Source organism: Dermacoccus sp. Tok2021, from assembly GCF_019895135.1.
Taxonomy (GTDB): Bacteria; Actinomycetota; Actinomycetes; order Actinomycetales; family Dermatophilaceae; genus Dermacoccus; species Dermacoccus abyssi.
This window is the reverse complement of sequence record NZ_JAGTHU010000007.1, coordinates 59,548-79,902: the sequence shown is the minus strand read 5'-3', so window position 1 is coordinate 79,902 and position 20,355 is coordinate 59,548. Positions and strand designations below refer to the sequence as shown.

Here is a 20,355-nt window from a genome sequence, read left to right as displayed (position 1 = left end):
GGTCTAGTAAGCGAACTCGGTCGGTCCCTCGTGCAGCTGCAGCGTCATCTCGGTGATGACGCCGAGCGTGCCCTCGCTGCCGATGAGTACGTCGATGAGCTTCGGCCCGGCGGCCGTCGCCGAGCTGGGAGTGCGCCCGCCGAGCGTCAGCTCGCCCTCGGGCGTGGCGAGGGTGACGGCGACGACGTTCTGCTCGAACCGTCCGTACCCGGAGGACGCTTGCCCGGAGCTGCGCGTCACGAGATATCCGCCGAGCGTTGCCTGTTCGTAGCTCTGCGGGAAGTGTCGGCATGTCGATGCTCGTCTCGCCCCTGACGGGCACCGTCCTCGCCGCCGCGCCGTCCGGACGCTCCGGCCTGGCGAGCGGCATCAACAACGCCGTCTCGCGCACGGCCGGTCTCGTCGCCGTCGCGGCCCTGCCGATGCTCGTCGGTCTCGTCGGCAGCGCCTATCAGGACGGCGAACGCGTGGCCGAGGCGTTCGGCACCGCCATGTGGTGGTGTGTCGGCTCGGTCCTGCTGGGCGCGATGGCCACCGCCGTCGGCCTGGAGAGCGACGTCAGGCGTCGAGCATCTTCGTCAGCAGAGCACGCAGGAGTTCCTGCTCATCACCCGTGAGGTGGCGGGTGAGCTCGTGGGTCTGCTCCGCGCGGACCGCGCCGATCTCGCGACGTAGCGCGCGCCCGGCGTCCGTCAGTGTCAGCGCCGTGGCGCGCCGGTCGCTGGGGGAGGGGTGACGTTCGACGAGCCCGCGCTCCTCGAGGGCGTCGACGACCTCCGTCGCCGAGCGTGCCGAGATGTCGAGTCGTGCCGCGATCGACGAGGGGCGCACCTCGCCGTCGCCGGAAAGCCGCTCGATCATGGCGAGCGCTCGCGACAGCTGGGGCGTGATGCCATACGGCTCGAGCGAGTCGAGATGGGCTCGGCGCATCCGGCGGGCCGTGAGAGCAAGAAGGCTCGCGAGGTCCGACTCGTGCGTCGGCCGGGAATGAATCGCCATGGCACGATTGTTACATCCCCCGATAGTGAGGCAACCTCACTAAAGCCGAAAGGACGTGATCACCACGACCAGCCAACCGAACCCCCACGGCCCGGGCCCCGGTCACGGCGCCGGCCGCTCCGGCATGCGCGTGAGCAAGGCTGACATCGCCCAGCTCGACGCCCACCCCGTCTCCATGCGCCGCATCACGCGGCTCTTCGCGCCGCACCGCGTGTCCATGGCCGTCGTGCTCGCGATCATCGTCGTCAGCGCCGTCATCGCGCTCGCGCCGCCGTTCCTCACCAAGCACCTCATCGACGACGCCATTCCGCACCAGGACGTGCCGCTGTTGCTCACGCTCGTCGGCGGCATCCTGGCCGTCACGATCGTCACGCAGCTTCTCGGCGTCGTGCAGACCTGGCTCGCCACGCGCACCGGCCAGCGCGTCATGCACACGCTGCGCACCGACCTGTTCTCCCACCTGCAGCGCCAGCCCCTCGGGTTCTTCACCCGTACGCGCGGCGGCGAGCTGCAGAGCCGCCTGACCAACGACATCAACGGCATGCAGGGCGTCGTCACGGACGCCGCCACGTCGATCGCGAGCAACGTGACGACCGTCATCGGCACCGCGATCGCGATGGCCGTGCTCAGCTGGAAGCTTTCGCTCATCAGCCTCGTCGTCCTGCCGCCGGCCATCTGGCTGACGCGCCGCGTCGCGCGTCTACGACGCGCGGTTCAGTCGAAGGCGCAGGGAACGCTCGCCGACATGCAGACCCAGATCGAGGAGGGCCTGTCCATCAGCGGTGTCGTGCTCGCCAAGACGATGGGCGCGGGCCCGCAGCTCAGCACCCGCTTCACGCGCTCGTCCGCGACGCTCACCGAACTCGAACTCCAGGCCCAGATGGCCGGACGCTGGCGCATGGGCACGATGTCGATCATCTTCGCCGTCATCCCTGCACTCATCTACCTCGCGGCCGGCCTCCCCGCCACGGGTGGTGGCATGACGATCGGAACGCTCGTGGCCTTCACCGGTCTGCAGTCCGCGCTCTTCCGCCCGCTCATGGGCGTGCTCAACGTCGGCATCCAGCTGACGACGAGCAAGGCGCTGTTCAGCCGCATCTTCGAGTACCTCGACATGCCCGTGGCCATCGCCGACCCGGCCGAGCCGGTTCGCCTCGAGCCTGACGCCGTGCGCGGCGAGGTGCGCTTCGACCACGTCACTCTGCGCTACCCCGGCGCTGACCGACCCGCGCTCGACGACGTCGACCTCACCGTGCCCGCCGGCTCCAACGTGGCCGTCGTCGGCGCCACCGGCTCGGGCAAGTCCACGCTGGCGGCACTCGTCAGCCGGTTGCACGACCCCGACGCGGGCAGCGTGCGGATCGACGGCGTCGACCTGCGCGACATGACGCTCGCCGACGTGAGCGACCTCGTCGGTGTCGTCGTCCAGGAGCCCTACCTGCTCCACGCGACCATCGCCGAGAACCTGCGCTACGCCAAGCCCGACGCCACGGACGACGAGATCGTCGCCGCCGCGAAAGCCGCCGCCATCCACGACGTCGTCGCCGGTCTGCCCGGCGGGTACGACACCGTCGTCGGCGCTCGCGGACACCGTTTCTCCGGCGGCGAGAAGCAACGCCTGGCGCTGGCGCGCACTCTGCTGCGCAACCCGCCGATCCTCGTCCTCGACGAGGCGACGAGTGCGCTCGACACCCGTACGGAACGCTCCGTCCAGGACGCTCTGGAGCGCCTGAGCGCGGGCCGCACGACCCTGACGATCGCCCACCGTCTCTCCACCGTCCGCGACGCCGACCGCATCGTCGTCATGGACGCGGGACGGATCGTCGAGGCCGGCACGCATGCCGAACTTCTCGCCCGTGGTGGGCGCTACGCGGAACTCGTCGCGGCAGCCGACCACGAGGAGCTGGCAGCCTGAGGCCGAAGGGATGCCGCCCGTCGCTGTGCGGTCATGCACTGTTCACGTTTGCGGGCGTCGCGCATGAGCCTCGGGGAGGCGGCGCGTGTTAGCGTGATGGTGGTTGCTTTGCAGTACCTCGGTTTTTCCTGTTGTTTCAACCTCAGGCGCCTATGGCATGCACATCAGCCTGAGTTTCAAAAGTTGAAGCTCAACGCAACACGATAGATAGAGGGATTTCCCATGGCACAGGGCACTGTGAAGTGGTTCAACGCTGAAAAGGGCTTCGGCTTCATCGAGCAGGACGGTGGCGGCGCTGACGTCTTCGTTCACTACTCGGCCATCCAGACCAGCGGCTACCGCTCGCTCGACGAGGGTCAGCGCGTCGAGTTCGAGATCACGCAGGGCGACAAGGGCCCGCAGGCCTCGAACGTCACCTCTGCCTGATATCAGGTAGACCTCACGAAGGCCCCAGCCGGTTCGGCTGGGGCCTTCGTCGTGCCCGGATATCTCGTCACTTCGGGATCAGCTGTGGAGCGTCCTCGTCGAGGTCGTGCGATCAGCAGGTGGAGGTCGTGTCGCTCACAGGCTCCTCGGTGGTCGAGGTGCTCGTCGAGGGCGTGGTGGTCGAGCTGGACGTCGACGTCTTCTTCGGTGCGGGCTTCTTCGTGGCCTTCGGACGCTCCAAGCCCTTCTTCACGAGCGAGCGCACCTTGTCGTAGTCCGGGTTGCTGTCGCTGATGATCGGGTAGGCCAGATTGACGCTCTTCATCTGGCCCTTCTTCATCGTGTTGGCCAGATCAGCGAGGTCGGGGAGCTGGTCCTGGGGGAGGTCGAGGAGGATGTTCTCCTTGGCCACCTTCATGATGTCGGGGAAGCGCTGGACCATCTGGAACGGGTTCGTCTGGCTGACCAGAGCGTTGACCATGCAGCGCTGACGGCGCATGCGGTCACCGTCGCCCGTCTCGACCCGGCTGCGCGCGTACCAGAGGGCCTGCTGACCGTCGAGGTGCTGCTCACCCTCGGGGATGCGCCCGGTGATCCCCGTCTTCACGCCGTTGACGATCTTGCCGCCGATGGCGATCCCGCCGGGCGGAATCGTCATGTCCACGCCGCCCATGGCATCGACGAGATCCTGGAAACCCTCGAGGTTGATGACGGTGGAGTAGTCGATCTCGAGGCCGGTGATCTCCGTGACGACATCGCGTGTCGAGTTGAGGCCGGCGTACTGCTGACCCTTGAACAGCTCGGGGTGCTGCACGGTGGCCTCGGTCCACACGGCATCCATGATGCACTGCTCGCTCGCGCCACGGTCCGGGCAGGTGAATCCGTCCGGGTAGAGGTCGTGCAGCGGGTTGGACGTGGGGAACGGCACCTTCTGCCAGTTGCGCGGGATGCTGATGAGGGTCGTGTCGCCGGTCTTCGTGTCGACGGAGGCGACCATGACGGAGTCGGTACGCACCTCGAAGCGATCCTTGCCCGCATCCGAACCGACGAGGAGGAAATTGACACGTTCGTGCCGCTTGAACGCGTTCTCCTTCGCGCTCTGGCCGCCGCCGTTCTTGATGAAGATCGAACCGAAGGCGTCCTGCGTCACCGTGACGTACCGGACTGCCTCAGCGGCAGGGAGCGTGACCGCGAGGCACATGAGCGCGGTGAAGCCCTTGAAGACGGTCTCGCCGCGGCGCGACCACGCCGTCATGTGTGTCGTGCGCGCCGTGAGCACGATCGAGAACAGCCACAGCAGGATCGCGCCGATCGTGACGGCGAGGGCGATCTTGAGGCCCTTCGCCGTGAGCACGTTCGCCGCACCGGTGATGAGCCCACCACCGACGAGCACGACGGCCAACGTGAGGAGTGCGAGCAACGTGAACGCCGCCAGCAGAATGCCCAGGCGGCGGCGGCGCGTCCACACCAGCCCCAGCCCCGGCAACAGCGTGCTCAGGAAGGTCAACGACAAGCTGCGGCGCAACGACGCCCGACGGCGCTGACGCTCACCCGAGCGAGTTGCCTCACGGAGCCCCTCCGGCCCCGAATGGCTCGCGTACGAGTCGTGCGTCATGTGAAGATCCCCAATAGCTGACCGCCCGTCGGAGCCACCGGCCCGGCGAACTTGAAAAGTGCTGCTCACCATGATGAAGGACGAACCTGGGAAAGTCTCAATCCGGTGACGATCAGGTTCTGAGAGTTCGCTGGAGGTGCTGCGCTGGTGTGTCGCACCTCGGTCTCGTTCCCTGAGGCGGAGGGAGCCGTCGTCCGGGCGCGGGCTCGCTTCGCTCGCGGGCGCCCGGACTCCTCCCAAATCCCCCGTGCTTTCATCAGCGAATGTGAAGGGCCCCTCCCCAGGGCGACTTCGTCGCTGATCCTGGGGAGGGGCCCTTCACATTCGCTGGCGGAGGCGGAGGGATTTGAACCCTCGATGGGGCTATAAACCCCAAACCCGCTTAGCAGGCGGGCGCCATAGACCGGACTAGGCGACGCCTCCTCCACGAGCAGTAAGCACTGCAAGCCCTGAAAGGGTATCGGACAGCCCGGCGCACACCAAACCGCGCCGTCACAGGGGGCTTCGGTCGCTCAGCGCGTGAAGATTCGGCGGAAGACGACGAAGCGCACGACCGTCGCGATCGCGTTGCCGATCGTCACCGTCACCGTGTCCCAGAAGGTGCCCGCGTTCGGCCACAGGTGGTGCTCCAGCGCGAGCGCGCCCGTTGTCACCGCGAGCGTAACCGCGAGGATCGCGAGGCTCTGGACGTGGGCGGCCTTGCCGCCCGAGTGCCCCGCCGCATCGAACGTGAATCGCTGATTCACCCACGTGTTGAGGATCGTGCACACGAGCAGCGCCGTCACGTTCGCGAGGTGGTGGTTCATGCGCATGTCGAGGAGCATGAAGAGCAGCGTGTAGAGAACCGTCGAGCCCACGCCGACGAGCGCGAAGCGCATGGCGTGCGACACGGTGCCCCGTTCGCCGGCTTCGGTTTCCGGCGCCGCAGACGGGTTCGTCGCGGCGGCGAGCGCCTCGTTCTCGTTCATCGTCACCTCCGGGTGTCGTCCGACATCATGCTCCGGCTGCCTCGGGTGACGCGAGTCGGCCCCTCGGTTCGATGGGCAGACGCACGGTGAACCGGGTGTTCCCGGGTTCGCTCTCGACGCTCACCGTGCCGTGGTGCGCGGTGACGACGGCGTGCACGATCGACAGGCCAAGACCAGTCGAGCCCTCGGTGCGCGTGCGCGCGACGTCCCCGCGGGTGAAGCGTTCGAAGAGGTGCGGCGTGAACTCGGCGGGGATTCCGGGGCCGTTGTCGGTGACGCTGACGATCACGTCGTCGCCCTCGCGCGCGAGCCCGGCCGTCACGACCGTCCCCGGCGGCGTGTGACGGCGCGCGTTGGCGAGCAGGTTGATGACGACCTGACGCAGACGCGCCTCGTCGCCGACGACTTCGGGCACCTCGTCGAGGTCCTCCGGGAGGTCGAGGTGCCAGACGTGGTCGGGCCCGGCCGCGTGGAGGTCGCTCAGGCTCTCGACGACGATGTGGGTGAGGTCGACAGGTTCGCGCTCGAGTTCGCGGCCGGCGTCGAGACGGGCCAGCAGGAGCAGGTCCTCGACGAGCGTCGTCATCCGCCCGGCTTCGGATTCGATGCGCCCGAGAGCGTGGGTCACGGACGGCGGGACGGGCTCGGTCTCGCGGCGCGACAACTCGGCGTAGCCACGGATCGAGGCGAGGGGGGTGCGCAGCTCATGGCTCGCGTCGGCCACGAACTGGCGCACCTGCATCTCGCTCTCCTCGCGAGCGTCGAGGGCGGAGTCGACGTGGTCGAGCAGGTTGTTGAGCGCCAGGCCGACGGTGCCGACCTCGGTGCGCGGGTCGGTGTCGACCGTCGGCACGCGCTCGTCGGTGCGTGCGTCGCCGCGTCCGAGGGGCATCTCCGAGACTCGTTCGGCGGTGGCCGCGACCCGGCGCAACGGACGCAGGTTGCTGCGCACGAGCAGGAAGCTCGCGCCGCCCACGGCGACGAGGCCGAGCAGACCCATGAGCGCGATGTTCCGGGCGAGTTCACCGACGTTCCGGTCGATGGGTTCGAGCGGCATGCCGACGATGGTGACGTCGCCGTTCGAGCGCGAGACGGCGACGAGGCGATAGGTGCCGAGGCCGCCGCCGACGTCGACGGTCTGAGGGGCGGTGCCGAGCGAACTGTTCCACAGCGTCAGAACCTGGGCCTTCGACAGCGTCGAGATCGAGCCGGGCGTCAGGACGACGTTCTCGCTCGTGCGGATCGTGTTCGCGGTGGAGGAGGCGTCGATCGTCAGGCGCAGCATGCTGCCGCCGAGCCCGGGCGCGGCGCGGTGGTAGCCGTCGGTGTGACCGGGGGCGTCGCCCTCACCGGGGCCGTCGAGGGAGCGCTGTGCGTCGGCGAGTTGGGCGTCCACCTGCGTCATGAGCGAGTTGCGGGTGGTGAGGACGGTCGCCGCGCCGATGATCGCGATGATGACGACGAAGAGGGTGACGATCGAGGTGAGCAGCTTCGTGCGCAGCGGCCACCGGGCGGGATTGAACACGGGGCGGCGGCTCAGGAAGCGGGCTTGAGCACGTAGCCGGCGCCGCGCATCGTGTGGATCATCGGTGCGCGGCCGGCGTCGATCTTCTTGCGCAGGTAACTGATGTAGAGCTCGACGACGTTGGCCTGGCCGCCGAAGTCGTAGTGCCACACCCGGTCGAGGATCTGAGCCTTGCTCAGTACGCGCTTGGGGTTGCGCATGAGGAAGCGCAGGAGTTCGAACTCCGTTGCGGTGAGGGTGATCTCGTCGCCGCCGCGCATCACTTCGTGGCTGTCCTCGTCGAGGGTGAGGTCGCCGACGCGCAGCAGCGAGCTCTCCTCCTCCTGCAACTGGACCGAGCGGCGCAGCAACGCGCGCACGCGGGCCACGACCTCCTCGAGACTGAAGGGCTTCGTGACGTAGTCGTCGCCTCCGGCCGTCAGACCGGCCACCCTGTCCTCGACGGCATCGCGCGCGGTGAGGAAAAGGACCGGCAGCGTCGGGTCCTCGTCGCGCATACGCCGGAGCACCTCGAGGCCGTCGAAGTCGGGCAGCATCATGTCGAGCACGACGGCGTCGGGCTTGAACTCCTTGGCCGTCTTGACGGCCGCGTTGCCGGTGGCGGCGCTCTTGATGTCCCAGCCCTCGTAACGAAGGGCCATCGACAGCAGTTCGGTGAGGTTCGACTCGTCGTCGACGACGAGGACCCGGACGTTCGTGCCGTCGGGGCGCTTCAAAGCGGGGGCAGCGGGGCTCATGTCACTCAGTGTCGCCCCGGCGGCTATGCAGTTCCAAGGTCGTTTCTGTGACGTTCCTGTGCGTGGACGGTGGGTCGGCCCGGGCGATGAGCATGGTGAGGTCGTCGAGAACGTCCTCGCGAAGCTGGTCCAGTTCCGCTGGGCCCAACTCGGGGTGGCGACGATCGGCGCGCAGGAGGACTCCGTCCACGAGCAGTTGGACCGATGAGGGGTCCTCGGTGAGATCACCGCGGTATTGCGCGGTGCCGCGGGGCGGCACGCTGCCATCGAGATCGAGCCACAGCGCACGGCCGGGGCGCAGGAAGAGCAGCACAGCGTTGGCAACGCCCGGCACGCGTGAGTACGCGAGCGGACCCTGCCAGGCCTGGTGCGTGAGGGAGCGCACCTCGACGAACTGCGTCAGGCTCAGCACGAGTCCTCGAACGAACACCATGAGCGCCACGAGCCCGACCACGAGGGCGATGTTTCGATGCTCGTCGTAGTGGTGCCAGCACAGGGCCAACGTCGCGAAAGATCCCGCAGGAATCGGATAGAGCCTCATCCGGTTGATCAGCCCCCGAACCCCAGTACCGGCGTGCGAGGGGGTCGTCGAGGGCTGCGGGGCGATGCTCTCCTCGAGGTCGGCGAGTTCGGCCAGCGTCAAGTGCTCCATGGCCGCGATGTCCACGCCCTCGGCGTCGTCCGAGGCGATCGGGAAGGGGATGAGGCTCGTTCGACGGCGCGGTAGGACGGCGCGCCAGAGGCCGGAGACCACTGCGACACCGCCGGCTCCGGCTGCCATGAAGAGACTGCCGAGTGTCGGCTCCGACAAGCCCAAGTCGTCGAGGACGATGGCGTAGTCGCTCGCCGGCAGCGCGACGGCTTCCACCCGCGCGCCCACTCGAGGCTCGTCGACCATGACGCACGACGACACCTGCTCGCCGGCCGCCTTGCCGGCCGCGTCGCTGAGAACGAAGGTGCACAAGGTTTCGTCGATCTCCGGGTCGGCGACGGTCTTGGTCACCGTCACGGTTTCTGTGTGACCGAGAGCGACAACGCCTGCCATCCCCAGCGCAGTCAGCACGAAGGCGCCGGCTAGTGCACCCCAGAATCGGGGGAACAGCAGCCACGCCCAGGTCGTGAGGGGAGCTCGCTGCGCCGTTCGTGAGGCTCGTCGAACGACCGTGGCGAGGCCCTCGCCGCCGAACAGTTCCGGACCGTCGTCACGGCCTTCGAGGTTCCAGCCCCACGGGGCATCGTCCGGTTGTGCAGTTGCGCGACGTGTGGCCGTGTCGGTGGCGGCAGGTGGTGTGGCGATGACGAGTCGCCGTCGGGGCTGCCACAGGACGACTCCTCCCTTGTGGGCGATCGCCCGCACAGCCCTCGGGGGATAACCGTCGAGCCGGCTGACCAACGCGCTGCACCCGCCACTTTCGCAGCCGGAGAAGTCGATGTCGTACCGACGCAGGGCCGCGCGTCCCAGGAGCAGCGTGACGATGAGAGCTGCGAGGAACCCGGCCAGGAAAGCGATGACATCGAGGGGCACGATGCATCGTACGGCCGACTCGCCCCGGAGACCGGCCTGTACACGCCACCGCCCCCACCCGCGGCAGGCGGGAGGGGGCGGAGGGAACCGGTGAGCAGCAGGTCAGCGGGTGGCGAGCACCTTGCGCAGACCCGGGCGCGGGTCGGGAGCCTCGAGGCGCGCGGCGTCGGAGGCCTCGTCGGTCTCGAGCTCCTGCGACTTGCGCTCGGCCTCGACACGCTCGACGTACGAGGTGATCTCGGCGTTCTTCGTCTCGTCCGACCAGCCGAGCAGCGGCGCGATGATGTCGGCGACCTCCTGCGCCGCGTCGGCGCCGCGGTGCTTGGTCTCGATCGACATGCGCGTGCGGCGGGCGAGGACGTCCTCGAGGTGCAGCGCGCCCTCGTTCGTCACGGCGTACGCGATCTCGCAGCGCAGGTACTCGTCGGCGGCCGCGACGGGCGTGAGAAGCGACGCGTCGTCCTGTGCCAGCTCGAGCACCTCGTACAGACGCGAGCCGTAGCGGCCGAGCAGGTGCTCGATGCGCCACTCCGGCAGGCCCGACTCGGCGGCCAGCTCGTGTTTGAGGTTGAGCATCGCGGCGTACCCGTCGGCGCCGACGAGCGGCGTCACCTCCGTGACCGAGTCCTTGATCGGGCCCAGGTCCTCGGCGGCCGCGTTGACGGCGTCCTCCGCCATGACACGGTAGGTCGTGTACTTGCCGCCGGCGATCGAGATGAGGCCCGGCTGCGGGCGCGCGACGGCGTGCTCACGCGAGAGCGCCGAGGTGTCCTCGCTCTCGCCCGCGAGCAGCGGACGCAGGCCGGCGTACACGCCGAGGATGTCGTCACGCGTGAGCGGCGAGGCGAGCACCGTGTTGACGTGCTCGAGGATGTAGTCGATGTCTTTGCTCGTCGCCGCGGGGTGGGCGACGTCGAGGGCCCAGTCGGTGTCGGTGGTGCCGATGAGCCACTGCTGACCCCACGGGATGACGAACAGCACCGACTTCTCGGTGCGCAGGATGAGGCCCACCTCGCCGGCGATACGGTCGCGCGGCACGAGGATGTGCACGCCCTTCGACGCGCGCACGCGGAAACGGCCACGCCCACCCGTCATCTTCTGGATGTCGTCGGTCCACACACCGGTGCAGTTGATGACGACCTTGGCGCGGACCTCGAGCTTCTCGCCCGTCTCGACGTCACGCACGACGGCACCGACGACACGGTCGGCCTCGGTGACGAGTTCGACGACCTCGGTGGAGTTGCGCACGATGGCGCCGTACTGCGCGGCGGTGCGCGCCACTGTCATCGTGTGACGCGCGTCGTCGGCCTGCGCGTCGAAGTAGCGGATCGAGCCGACCATCGCGTCCGGCTTGAGACCCGGGAACAGCTTCATCGTGCCGCCGCGGGTGAGGTGCTTCTGGCGCGGCACCGAGCGGGCGCCGCCCATCTGGTCGTACATCGCGATACCGCTCGCGACGTACGGGCGCTCCCAGGCGCGGTGGCTCAGCGGGTAGAGGAACGCCACCGGGTGCACGAGGTGGGGAGCGATGCGCGTCAGCATGAGCTCGCGTTCCTTGAGCGCCTCGGCAACGAGAGCGAAGTTGAGCTGCTCGAGGTAGCGCAGGCCGCCGTGGAAGAGCTTCGACGAGCGGCTCGAGGTGCCGCTCGCGAAGTCGCGGGCCTCGACGAGGCCGGTACGCAGGCCGCGCGTGACGGCGTCCAGCGCGACGCCCGCGCCCGTGACACCACCGCCGATGACGAGGACGTCGAGTTCGCGCTCGCCGAGCTCGCGCCACGATTCCTCGCGGGCCTGCGGGCTCATCTTCGCGCTGTAGGGGTGCATCGTCATGGGTACCTCCGAAAGGGGAGCGACGGGTCTCACGGGCGCCGCGCGGAACGCGGCTTCCCCTCCACCTTAGACCGCTCGAATGGACGTTTCGCGAGTCCGGAGCGTGGGCCTTTCGTCACACGACGAACGGAGAGCGAAGCCTTCGTCGCGCCCGCTGCGGAACCCCCCGCGACCTCAGCCCACCGCGTAGGGTGCGAAACGAGCATCCCCGGGGCGCGCCCGCCAGGGGATCCTTCACGAACGGAGAACGCATGTCACTTGGACAAGTCTTCCTGAGCGAAGTCCTCGGAACGGCGATCCTCATCGTCCTCGGTGTGGGTGTCGTGGCCAACGTCCTGCTGCCGAAGAACGGCGGCTTCGGCGGCGGCCCTCTCATGATCAACATCGGGTGGGGCTTCGCCGTCTTCTCCGGCGTGTTCGCCGCCTACAAGTCAGGGGCCCACCTCAACCCCGCGGTGACCCTCGGCATGTGGGCGAGTGGCGCCGACACCTACACCAAGGGCGTCGACATCACGGCCGCCTCGACACTCACCTACGTCGCCGCCCAGTTCGTCGGCGGCTTCATCGGCGCCCTCGTCGTGTGGATGGCCTACAAGAAGCAGTTCGACGAGCACGAGGACGCGCCGACGAACGTCTTCTCCACCTCGGCCACCGTCCGATCGCCGTTCTGGAACGTCATGACGGAGGTCGTCGGAACGTTCGTCCTCGTCTTCACGATCCTCGTGTTCGCCAAGACGCCGAGCCAGGCCGGACCGCTCAACGTTGCTTTCCTCGTCGTCGCCATCGGTGTTTCGCTCGGTGGTCCGACGGGCTACGCCATCAACCCGGCACGCGACCTGGCGCCGCGCCTTGCGCACTTCCTCCTTCCCATCCCCAACAAGGACGACTCCAACTGGAGTTACGCATGGGTGCCGGTCGTCGGCCCCGTCATCGGCGGCCTCATCGCAGGCTTCGCCGCCAATCTCTACATCGGCTGACCCGTTCGGGGCAGACTCGACATCAACCGCCAACGCCAACTCGACGCACGAGGAGCAGAACATGGCCGAGAAGAAGTACGTCGCATCCATCGACCAGGGCACGACGAGCACGCGCTGCATGATCTTCGACCACGACGGCAACGTCGTCGCCGTCGGCCAGATGGAACACGAGCAGATCTTCCCCAAGGCCGGATGGGTCGAACACGACGCGGCCGAGATCTGGGACAACACGCGCAAGGTCTGTGCCGAGGCGCTCGCCAAGAAGGACCTCGACTCCGACGACATCGCCGCCGTGGGTATCACCAACCAGCGCGAGACGGCCGTCGTGTGGGACAAGAAGACGGGCAAGCCGGTCTACAACGCCATCGTCTGGCAGGACACGCGCACCGACCCGATCTGCAAGGAGCTCGCCGGTGACGACGGCGCCGACAAGTACAAGGACGTCGTCGGCCTGCCGCTCGCCACGTACTTCGCCGGCCCGAAGGTCATGTGGATCCTCGAGAACGTCGACGGCGCTCGCGAGAAGGCCGAGGCCGGTGACCTGCTGTTCGGCACGATGGACACGTGGGTCATCTGGAACATGACGGGTGGCACGAACGGCGGCGTCCACGTCACCGACGTCACGAACGCCTCCCGCACCATGCTCATGAACCTCGACACGCTCGAGTGGGACGAGTCCATCGCGAAGGACATGGGCATCCCGATGTCGATGCTCCCGGAGATCCGCAGTTCGTCCGAGGAGTACGGCAAGGTGCGTGACCGCGGCGTCCTGCGCGGTGTGCCGATCGCGGGCGCGCTCGGCGACCAGCAGGCCGCCACGTTCGGTCAGGTCTGCTTCGAGCCGGGTACGGCCAAGAACACCTACGGCACCGGCAACTTCCTCATCCTCAACACCGGTGAGGAGAAGGTGATGAGCAAGAACGGACTGCTCACCACCGTCTGCTACCGCATCGGTGACCAGAAGCCGGTCTACGCGCTCGAGGGCTCGATCGCCGTCACCGGTTCGCTCGTGCAGTGGCTGCGCGACAACCTCAAGCTCATCAAGGACGCGAAGGAGGTCGAGAAGTACGCCAAGGAGGTCGACGACAACGGTGACGTCTACGTCGTCCCGGCCTTCTCCGGCCTCTTCGCGCCGCACTGGCGCAGCGACGCTCGCGGTGTCGTGGTCGGCCTCACCCGCTTCGCCAACCGCGGGCACCTGTGCCGCGCGGCCCTCGAGGCCGTGGCGTACCAGAGCCAGGAGGTCGTCAAGGCGATGAACGCCGACTCCGACGTCGAGATGACCGAGCTCAAGGTCGACGGCGGCATGGTCGTCAACGAGACGCTCATGCAGTTCCAGAGCGACATTCTCGACGTCGAGGTCATCCGCCCGAAGGTCAACGAGACGACGGCCCTCGGTGCCGCCTACGCGGCCGGCCTCGCCGTCGGGTTCTGGAAGGACCTCGACGACCTGCGTCGTCAGTGGGCCGAGGACAAGCGTTGGAAGCCCTCGATGGAGGACGACGAGCGTCAGCGCCTGCTGGGGCGCTGGAGCCAGGCCGTCGAGCGCACCCTCGACTGGGCGGAGTGACCTGTCGGCGGCGCGGCGTGTCGGGGCACCGCTGCGCCGCGCCCGCCTAGGGTTGAGCCATGGTCGTCATCAGCGTGTGCAGCCTCAAGGGCGGGGTGGGTAAGACCTCCGTCGTCCTCGGGCTCGCCGACGCCGCGATGCGCAAGGGGCTCGCGACGCTCGTCGTCGACCTCGACCCGCAGGGTGACGCCACCTATGCCCTCGGTGCCAAGGCCACCGGCAGTGCGAGTGGTGACGTGCTGGAAAGCCCGAAGCGCAAGGTGCTCGAGCAGACGATCGTCGCCTCGGGCTGGGAGGGTGCGGGGGAGCTTCACGTCCTGCCCGGTGCCCCGTCGACCGCAGCGCTCGATCGCCCGGACGCCGAGGGGGAGAGCCTCCACACGCTGCGCAAGGCGCTCGGCAAGCTCGACTACGATCTCGTCCTCATCGATGCACCGCCGTCGCTGTCCGGCCTGACGCGCAGCGCGCTCGTCGCGAGCGACCGCGCCATCGTCGTCGCCGAACCGGGGGCGTTCGCCGTCAATGCTGCGAACCGACTCTTCGCCGCGATCGACGACCTGCGTCGACGTGAGGCGGGCGGGCTGCAACCGCTCGGCATCGTCGTCAACCGGTTCCGTCCCTCGGTCCGCGAACACGCCGAACAGGTGAAGGTACTGGAGCGGACCTTCGGGCCACTCGTCCTCTCACCTGTCCTGGCGGATCGGGCTGTGGTTCAGCGGGCTCAGGGAGCACGCCAGCCTCTCAGCGCCATCGCCGGATCGGCTCCGATGACGGACGCTTACGATGCGCTGCTGTCACGCATCGGACGCACGGCCAAGGCCCTTCGCCGGCGCACGTCCTGAGCCACCTCGGGCATATTTCGTCAGGTGACATGCAACCTGTCGGTCCGGTGTGCGTCTTTCTGTCATGAGGACGATCGACCGCGCGGGCCAGGCACCCGCTTGCGCGGACACTTGGGTCGATCGGCTTGCCCCGGCCCGCGTTCCTCGCCGACACTGGATGATGGGGCATCGTCCGAATCGCCCTGCAGAACATCGGCGTCGGCATCTGCCGTGTGATGAGGGGAGCGGGTGCATGACTTTCGTCCATGCAGCGCTTCCGCTTCCCCCGGCGCCCTGGTGGGCCATCTCGGAAGGGGCGCGAAGCGCTCGTTCGGAGCGCGCTGCGTCGACCGGTGACGACGCGACCTCGGGGGCGAACACGTCCTCGCAGGGCTCTCCCCCGGACGAGGTCGACCTCGACGCCCTGTACGTCAGTTCGTACCACGACATGGTGCGTCTGGCTCGTCAGCTCGTCGACGACATCGAGTCGGCGCAGGACGTCGTGCACGACGCCTTCCTCGGTCTGCACCGCAACGTCGACTCCCTCGAATCGCCCGCGAACGCCCGCGCGTACCTGCGTGCGTCCGTGCTCAACCACGCCCGCTCGGCGCTACGGCGTCGCCGCACCGCCCGCGAGTACGCCGCTGCTGCCGAACCCGAGGCCGGGCCCGGCTCCGACGAGCCCGTTCTTCTGGCCGACGAGCACCAGCAGGTGCTCGGCCACCTCGGCGCGTTGCCCACCCGCATGCGCGAGGTTCTCGTGCTGCGGTACTGGGAGGGGCTGAGCGAGGTCGAGATCGCGTCGACCCTCGGGATCAGCCAGGGCACGGTGAAGTCGCAAGCCTCACGCGCCATGGCCAAGCTCGCCCAAGCGATGCGAGACGCCGATGGCTGATCTTCGACCCGACGAGTTCGCCGCCCTCGAGCAACAGTTGCGTGATGCGCTGTCCGCTCGGGCCGCAACCGTCACTCCGTCCGCCCTCGACGCCGGTAAGGCCGAGGCTTTGCGCGAGGCGCTGAACGACCCGTCCGGGGCCGCCGCCGGATCCGGTGCGGCCGGAGCGCCGGGCGCCGGCGGAACGGTGAGCACTTGGGCCGCCGGCGCCGCGCTCGTGGGCCTTGCCGCAACCGTGGCGGCCGGCGTCGTCTTGCTGGACGACGGTGCCGCCTCGAGTTCCCGTGGACCGAACTCCTCCTCGAGTGCGCCGGCCGATCCGTCGTCGTCCTCCACGGACACTCCCACCGCGTCGTCGACGGCGTCCGCGACGAGTCAGCCGACCTCGACGTCCACCTGGGCGACGAGCGCCCCCCGCGCGAACGAGCGCGCCGCCTCTGAGCGAGGGAACAACGGCCCAGTCGTTCCGTCGGGCTCCTCCGCGGTCACCCTGCCGCGCCTGCCAGGCTTGCCGTCGGCAGGCGGATCCCCGTTGCGCACAACGATGCCGGGCGCCGCAACGCCGACGGGTTCGGCCACCGTGCCGACGTCCGCGCTGCCGCCGGTGCCGTCCGGTTCGGCGACGGCTCCCGCACCGGGCACTTCGACGTCGCAGGCTCCCACGTCGACCGCTCCCGCACCGTCGGATTCGTCGAGGAGCGGACCGAGCACGACGCAACCGACGTCGCCGACCACCGAACCCACGTCGAACCCGACGACGCCGACGAGCGAACCGTCGCAGCCGACGACGTCGAACCCGACCACGCCGACCACCGAGCCGACGCGTCCGTCGGAACCGACGAGCCCCTCGCCGTCGACTCCGACGAGTGAGCCGACGCAGCCGACACCGTCACCCACGTCGCCGACGACCACACCGACCCCGCCGACGACGTCCTGGCCCAGCACATGCGTGCCCTTTGGCTTGCGTGACCTGCTGGGTGACCCGAAGAACGGGCACTCGGTGTGGTGGACGGATCTGCTCGGGATCCGCTGGCACCTGTGGTGTTCCAAGGGGTGATCAGCCCGGGTCGACCTCCAGGACGGTGAGCCCCGCCCGCGCGACCATGTTGTGCTCGATGCGGCGGGCGTTCGTCTCGTCCGAGCCGAGAGCGTGCGCTCGAGCGTCCTCCGTGCTGCGCCCGTAGCGCTCGTGACGTTCCACGAGTCGGGTGCGGCGAGTCGATTCGTCGGGCGTCAGGACCCATGCGGTGTCGAAGAAGTCGGCGAGGTTGCGCCACGGGTGCTCGTCGAGCAGCAGGTAGTTGCCCTCGACGACGACGAGACGGTGTTCGGGGCGAATCTCGACGGCGCCGGTGACGGCGTCCTCGATCTCGCGCCTGAACTCGGGCGCCCAAACGGACGGATCCCCGGGCCGCTGCCCCGCGATACGGGCCACCAGGGCGACGAAGCCTTCGGCGTCGAACGTCTGGGGTGCTCCCTTGACCTGCGCGAGGCCGAGTCGTTCCAGTGTTCGGTGCGCGAGATGCCAGCCGTCCATCGGGACGACGATCGCCGACACGTCGCGGTTCTGCGCTTCCGCGAGCAGGAGCTCGCAGACGGTGGACTTGCCTGCGCCGGGTGCGCCTGCCACAGCGAGGACGAGCCGGTCGTGCGGTGACGTGTGCAGCGCCGAGAAGAGCCCTTCGCGGGCCTCGGCGAACGGGATCAGTTGATCGTCACCTTCTGCGTCGAGGACTTGCTCACCGGGCCCGAGTCGCCGCAGAAGTACGTGGTGGTCGTGACGGTGTACGTCCCCGCGGCCGCGTAGGTGTGGCTCTGCGTCGGCAACTTGTCGGCGAATGCAGCGAGGGGCGACTTCGGTGCGCACTGGAGCGCGCCGAGGTCGGCGCCGTCCATGTCGCTGCCGTCACCGAAGTCGATCGTGACGCCACGGCTGTTCGGCGCCGCGATGACCGCGTTGTTTAGCTGCGAACGGTAGAGGTGCTGCTTGCCCGACGCGCTGTACGTGTAGGAGAGGGTACGACCGTTCACCGACGTCACGAGACTCTGGGTGGCGACGGCTGCGCCCGTCTGAGGGCCCCCGTCAGGAGTGGTGACGTGTACAGACGACACGGGGGTGTTCTCCAGTGCGGACTTCTTCACCTGCGTCGGGGTGGGCGCCTTCCCCTGTGCTGTGGACGGCGAGACGGACACGTGTCCCACGGCGGAGGGCTGCGAGGAGCTCGATGGGGTGGCCGTGCTCTCGCCCGAGGTGGAGCTCGCCGCGGCGGACGACTGCGTCGAGCCCGATGAGTTGGTGCTCGTGCCGGTGGAACTGCTCGTCGAGGACGACTGCCCGGCCCCCGAGGTGGCGCTCGAGGTCGAAACGGACGTCGAGGTCGCGGAGGACTGCCCCTCGGCGTCGGGTGAGGAATTGCCGCAGGCCGCGAGAGCGAGCGGCAGCGCGAGGGCGGCGGCGGTCAGGGCGAACGAGCGTGACATCGGTTTCCTCGGGGAACGGGGACGTGCGGTTGACTTCGAGCGTACGGGGCGTACCTGCGAACTGTCCGTAGGACGCTCGGTGGGCGGACGGCGGAGATGACGCAACCTCCCGCTCGCGAGCAGCGAACGGGAGGTTGCGTGACCGACGACGGTCAAGTGACGGTCGGCCGGGACCGCCACGTCTGATGGGCTCAGGCGCCGAGGCGCTCCTTGAGGCCGTCGAGCTCGACCTGAAGCTGAACCGGGAGCTGGTCGCCGAACTTGGCGAACCACTCCTCGATCTGCGGGATCTCGGCCTTCCACTCCTCGACGTCGACCGCGAGGGCGGCCTCGAGCTCGGCGTCCGTCATGTCGAGGCCCTCGACGTCGAGCGACTCCGGCGTCGGAACGTGACCGATGGGCGTCTCGACCGCAGCGGCCTTGCCCTCGATGCGCTCGATGATCCACTTGAGGACGCGGCTGTTCTCGGAGAAGCCGGGCCACAGGAAGTCACCGTTGTCGTCACGGCGGAACCAGTTGACGTAGAAGATCGCGGGCAGCTTGCTCGCGTCGGCGTCCTTGCCGACGTTCACCCAGTGCTGGAAGTAGTCGCCGGCGTTGTAGCCGATGAAGGGCAGCATGGCCATCGGGTCGCGGCGCACGACGCCGACCTGGCCGGTCGCGGCGGCCGTCGTCTCGGACGAAAGCGTGGCGCCCATGAAGGTGCCGTGCAGCCAGTCGCGAGCCTCGGTGACGAGCGGAACCGTCGTCTTGCGGCGGCCACCGAAGAGGATCGCCGAGATCGGCACACCCTGCGGGTCGTTGTACTCGTCGGCCAGGATGTCGCACTGCTCGATCGGAGTGCAGTAGCGGCTGTTCGGGTGGCTGGACAGCTCGTCGCTGTCGGGCGTCCAGGGGTTGCCCTTCCAGTCCGTGGCCTTGGCCGGCGGGTTCTCGAGACCCTCCCACCAGACGTCGCCGTCCTCGGTGAGCGCGACGTTCGTGAAGACGGAGTTGCCCTTGTTGATCGTCTTCATGGCGTTCGGGTTGGTGTGCTCGTTCGTGCCCGGCGCGACGCCGAAGAAGCCGAACTCCGGGTTGACGGCGTACAGGCGGCCGTCCTTGCCGAAGCGCATCCAGGCGATGTCGTCGCCGAGGGTCTCGACCTTCCAGCCCGGAACGGTCGGCTTGAGCATGGCGAGGTTGGTCTTGCCGCAGGCGCTCGGGAAGGCCGCAGCGATGTAGTAGACCTGGTTCTCCGGGGAGATGAGCTTCAGGATGAGCATGTGCTCGGCCAGCCAGCCCTCGTCACGTGCCATGACCGAGGCGATGCGCAGCGAGTAGCACTTCTTGCCGAGCAGGGCGTTGCCGCCGTAGCCGGAGCCGAAGCTCCAGATCGTGCGCTCCTCGGGGAACTGCACGATGTACTTCTCGTCGTTGCACGGCCACGCGACGTCCTTCTCGCCGTCGGCGAGCGGGGCGCCGACCGAGTGCAGGGCCGGGACGTAGCGGGCGTCGTCACCGAGCTCCTCGATGCGGTCGAGGATCTTCGTGCCACAGCGGGCCATGACTCGCATCGACGCGACGACGTACTCGGAGTCGGTGATCTCGACACCGAACATCGGGTGCTCGGCCTCGAGGTGACCCATGACGAAGGGGATCACGTACATCGTGCGACCCTTCATGCAGCCCTTGTAGAGGCCACGCATGATGTCCTTCATCTCGTTCGGGTCCATCCAGTTGTTGGTGGGCCCGGCGTCCTTCTCGTCGACACTGCAGATGTAGGTGCGGTCCTCGACACGCGCGACGTCCTGCGGGGAACTGGCGGCGTAGAACGAGTTCGGCTTGATGTTCTCGTTGAGGCGCGTGAACGTGCCCGTCTCGACGAGCTTGTCCGTGATCTGCTTCCACTCCTCGTCCGAACCCGTCACCCACTGGATGCGGTCGGGGGTGGTCATCTCGGCGACCTCGGCAACCCAGGCGTCAAGGCCCTTGTGCGTCGTGCCGCCGATCGTCTCGATGTCAGTCGTAGTCATTGGATCGGCCATCCTTTGTGCGAGCGGGCCCGAACGGGATCTCCGTTCGTCACCCG

At 68.3% G+C, this 20,355-nt stretch carries 20 protein-coding genes and 1 tRNA gene; 8 read left to right on the top strand and 13 right to left on the bottom strand.

Annotated features, from left to right (window positions below; translation table 11 throughout):
• Positions 1-3: 3 nt before the first annotated feature.
• Positions 4-240, bottom strand: coding sequence for an FAD-binding oxidoreductase (locus K9D12_RS05975; protein WP_129663928.1), 237 nt, complete (start codon positions 238-240; stop codon positions 4-6).
• 50 nt (positions 241-290) lie between these two features.
• On the opposite strand from K9D12_RS05975, the gene K9D12_RS05970 reads away from it, so the two are divergent.
• Entirely contained in the window at positions 291-617 is a 327-nt protein-coding gene (locus K9D12_RS05970) for a hypothetical protein (protein WP_223059698.1), read from the top strand.
• Here K9D12_RS05970 and K9D12_RS05965 read toward each other — a convergent pair.
• Positions 559-999, bottom strand: a complete 441-nt coding sequence (locus K9D12_RS05965; RefSeq protein ID WP_223059697.1) for a MarR family winged helix-turn-helix transcriptional regulator — start codon at positions 997-999, stop codon at positions 559-561. The genes K9D12_RS05970 and K9D12_RS05965 overlap by 59 nt on opposite strands.
• Before the next feature lie 124 nt (positions 1,000-1,123).
• Here K9D12_RS05965 and K9D12_RS05960 point away from each other — a divergent pair, with 124 nt between their 5' ends.
• Complete coding sequence (locus K9D12_RS05960; protein ID WP_223059722.1) at positions 1,124-2,914, top strand: ABC transporter ATP-binding protein; 1,791 nt, start codon at positions 1,124-1,126, stop codon at positions 2,912-2,914.
• 222 nt (positions 2,915-3,136) lie between these two features.
• A complete protein-coding gene (locus K9D12_RS05955) occupies positions 3,137-3,340 on the top strand; it encodes a cold-shock protein (RefSeq protein WP_223059696.1) in 204 nt (67 codons plus the stop codon).
• A 112-nt stretch (positions 3,341-3,452) separates the two neighbouring features.
• Here K9D12_RS05955 and K9D12_RS05950 read toward each other — a convergent pair whose 3' ends face one another.
• The 7 genes from K9D12_RS05950 to K9D12_RS05920 form a co-directional block, all read right to left on the bottom strand.
• Entirely contained in the window at positions 3,453-4,955 is a 1,503-nt protein-coding gene (locus tag K9D12_RS05950) for an LCP family protein (protein WP_223059695.1), read from the bottom strand.
• Positions 4,956-5,283: 328 nt separating this feature from the next.
• Positions 5,284-5,378 (bottom strand) — tRNA-Ser (locus tag K9D12_RS05945).
• Between the two features lie 89 nt (positions 5,379-5,467).
• Positions 5,468-5,923 carry a GtrA family protein gene (locus K9D12_RS05940; RefSeq protein ID WP_223059694.1) on the bottom strand — a complete coding sequence of 152 codons (456 nt, stop codon included), beginning with the start codon at positions 5,921-5,923 and terminating at the stop codon, positions 5,468-5,470.
• Between the two features lie 25 nt (positions 5,924-5,948).
• Positions 5,949-7,448 carry an ATP-binding protein gene (locus K9D12_RS05935; RefSeq protein ID WP_322612891.1) on the bottom strand — a complete coding sequence of 500 codons (1,500 nt, stop codon included), beginning with the start codon at positions 7,446-7,448 and terminating at the stop codon, positions 5,949-5,951.
• 11 nt (positions 7,449-7,459) lie between these two features.
• Entirely contained in the window at positions 7,460-8,185 is a 726-nt protein-coding gene (locus K9D12_RS05930; protein WP_129663938.1) for a response regulator transcription factor, read from the bottom strand.
• A gap of 1 nt (position 8,186) precedes the next feature.
• Complete coding sequence (locus K9D12_RS05925) at positions 8,187-9,710, bottom strand: hypothetical protein (protein ID WP_223059693.1); 1,524 nt, start codon at positions 9,708-9,710, stop codon at positions 8,187-8,189.
• Positions 9,711-9,812: 102 nt separating this feature from the next.
• The gene (locus K9D12_RS05920) at positions 9,813-11,540 is read right to left on the bottom strand and encodes a glycerol-3-phosphate dehydrogenase/oxidase (RefSeq protein WP_223059692.1); all 1,728 of its coding nucleotides are present in this window, start codon (positions 11,538-11,540) and stop codon (positions 9,813-9,815) included.
• A 251-nt stretch (positions 11,541-11,791) separates the two neighbouring features.
• On the opposite strand from K9D12_RS05920, the gene K9D12_RS05915 reads away from it, so the two are divergent.
• The 4 genes from K9D12_RS05915 to K9D12_RS05900 all read left to right on the top strand — a co-directional run bounded on the left by K9D12_RS05915 (position 11,792) and on the right by K9D12_RS05900 (position 15,803).
• Positions 11,792-12,517 carry an MIP/aquaporin family protein gene (locus K9D12_RS05915; protein ID WP_223059691.1) on the top strand — a complete coding sequence of 242 codons (726 nt, stop codon included), beginning with the start codon at positions 11,792-11,794 and terminating at the stop codon, positions 12,515-12,517.
• 61 nt (positions 12,518-12,578) lie between these two features.
• Complete coding sequence (gene glpK, locus K9D12_RS05910) at positions 12,579-14,087, top strand: glycerol kinase GlpK (RefSeq protein WP_223059690.1); 1,509 nt, start codon at positions 12,579-12,581, stop codon at positions 14,085-14,087.
• Positions 14,088-14,146: 59 nt separating this feature from the next.
• Positions 14,147-14,929 (top strand): ParA family protein, encoded by a 783-nt coding sequence (locus K9D12_RS05905; protein WP_118912894.1) that lies wholly within the window; start codon positions 14,147-14,149, stop codon positions 14,927-14,929.
• 232 nt (positions 14,930-15,161) lie between these two features.
• Complete coding sequence (locus K9D12_RS05900; RefSeq protein WP_129663944.1) at positions 15,162-15,803, top strand: RNA polymerase sigma factor; 642 nt, start codon at positions 15,162-15,164, stop codon at positions 15,801-15,803.
• Positions 15,804-16,178: 375 nt separating this feature from the next.
• Here K9D12_RS05900 and K9D12_RS05895 read toward each other — a convergent pair whose 3' ends face one another.
• The 3 genes from K9D12_RS05895 to K9D12_RS05885 all read right to left on the bottom strand — a co-directional run bounded on the left by K9D12_RS05895 (position 16,179) and on the right by K9D12_RS05885 (position 17,834).
• Complete coding sequence (locus tag K9D12_RS05895) at positions 16,179-16,748, bottom strand: hypothetical protein (RefSeq protein ID WP_165357881.1); 570 nt, start codon at positions 16,746-16,748, stop codon at positions 16,179-16,181.
• A gap of 112 nt (positions 16,749-16,860) precedes the next feature.
• On the bottom strand, positions 16,861-17,469 hold the full coding sequence (locus K9D12_RS05890; protein WP_225910989.1) for a nucleoside/nucleotide kinase family protein: 609 nt from the start codon (positions 17,467-17,469) through the stop codon (positions 16,861-16,863).
• Between the two features lie 38 nt (positions 17,470-17,507).
• Positions 17,508-17,834 (bottom strand): hypothetical protein, encoded by a 327-nt coding sequence (locus K9D12_RS05885; protein ID WP_165357875.1) that lies wholly within the window; start codon positions 17,832-17,834, stop codon positions 17,508-17,510.
• A 61-nt stretch (positions 17,835-17,895) separates the two neighbouring features.
• Between K9D12_RS05885 and K9D12_RS05880 the strand changes: the two genes are divergently transcribed.
• The gene (locus tag K9D12_RS05880) at positions 17,896-18,384 is read left to right on the top strand and encodes a hypothetical protein (protein ID WP_165357876.1); all 489 of its coding nucleotides are present in this window, start codon (positions 17,896-17,898) and stop codon (positions 18,382-18,384) included.
• Between the two features lie 91 nt (positions 18,385-18,475).
• Here K9D12_RS05880 and K9D12_RS05875 read toward each other — a convergent pair whose 3' ends face one another.
• Positions 18,476-20,299, bottom strand: coding sequence for a phosphoenolpyruvate carboxykinase (GTP) (locus K9D12_RS05875; protein ID WP_129663948.1), 1,824 nt, complete (start codon positions 20,297-20,299; stop codon positions 18,476-18,478).
• Positions 20,300-20,355: the final 56 nt, after the last annotated feature.

What these genes read in the sequence shown, in the direction of transcription:
- K9D12_RS05970 (WP_223059698.1), top strand. Translation starts at nt 291, where the DNA reads ATGTCGATGCTCGTCTCGCCCCTGACGGGCACCGTCCTCGCCGCCGCG.
- K9D12_RS05965 (WP_223059697.1), bottom strand. Translation starts at nt 999, where the DNA reads ATGGCGATTCATTCCCGGCCGACGCACGAGTCGGACCTCGCGAGCCTT.
- K9D12_RS05960 (WP_223059722.1), top strand. Translation starts at nt 1,124, where the DNA reads ATGCGCGTGAGCAAGGCTGACATCGCCCAGCTCGACGCCCACCCCGTC.
- K9D12_RS05955 (WP_223059696.1), top strand. Translation starts at nt 3,137, where the DNA reads ATGGCACAGGGCACTGTGAAGTGGTTCAACGCTGAAAAGGGCTTCGGC.
- K9D12_RS05950 (WP_223059695.1), bottom strand. Translation starts at nt 4,955, where the DNA reads ATGACGCACGACTCGTACGCGAGCCATTCGGGGCCGGAGGGGCTCCGT.
- K9D12_RS05940 (WP_223059694.1), bottom strand. Translation starts at nt 5,923, where the DNA reads ATGAACGAGAACGAGGCGCTCGCCGCCGCGACGAACCCGTCTGCGGCG.
- K9D12_RS05930 (WP_129663938.1), bottom strand. Translation starts at nt 8,185, where the DNA reads ATGAGCCCCGCTGCCCCCGCTTTGAAGCGCCCCGACGGCACGAACGTC.
- K9D12_RS05920 (WP_223059692.1), bottom strand. Translation starts at nt 11,540, where the DNA reads ATGACGATGCACCCCTACAGCGCGAAGATGAGCCCGCAGGCCCGCGAG.
- K9D12_RS05915 (WP_223059691.1), top strand. Translation starts at nt 11,792, where the DNA reads ATGTCACTTGGACAAGTCTTCCTGAGCGAAGTCCTCGGAACGGCGATC.
- glpK (WP_223059690.1), top strand. Translation starts at nt 12,579, where the DNA reads ATGGCCGAGAAGAAGTACGTCGCATCCATCGACCAGGGCACGACGAGC.
- K9D12_RS05905 (WP_118912894.1), top strand. Translation starts at nt 14,147, where the DNA reads ATGGTCGTCATCAGCGTGTGCAGCCTCAAGGGCGGGGTGGGTAAGACC.
- K9D12_RS05900 (WP_129663944.1), top strand. Translation starts at nt 15,162, where the DNA reads ATGACTTTCGTCCATGCAGCGCTTCCGCTTCCCCCGGCGCCCTGGTGG.
- K9D12_RS05875 (WP_129663948.1), bottom strand. Translation starts at nt 20,299, where the DNA reads ATGACTACGACTGACATCGAGACGATCGGCGGCACGACGCACAAGGGC.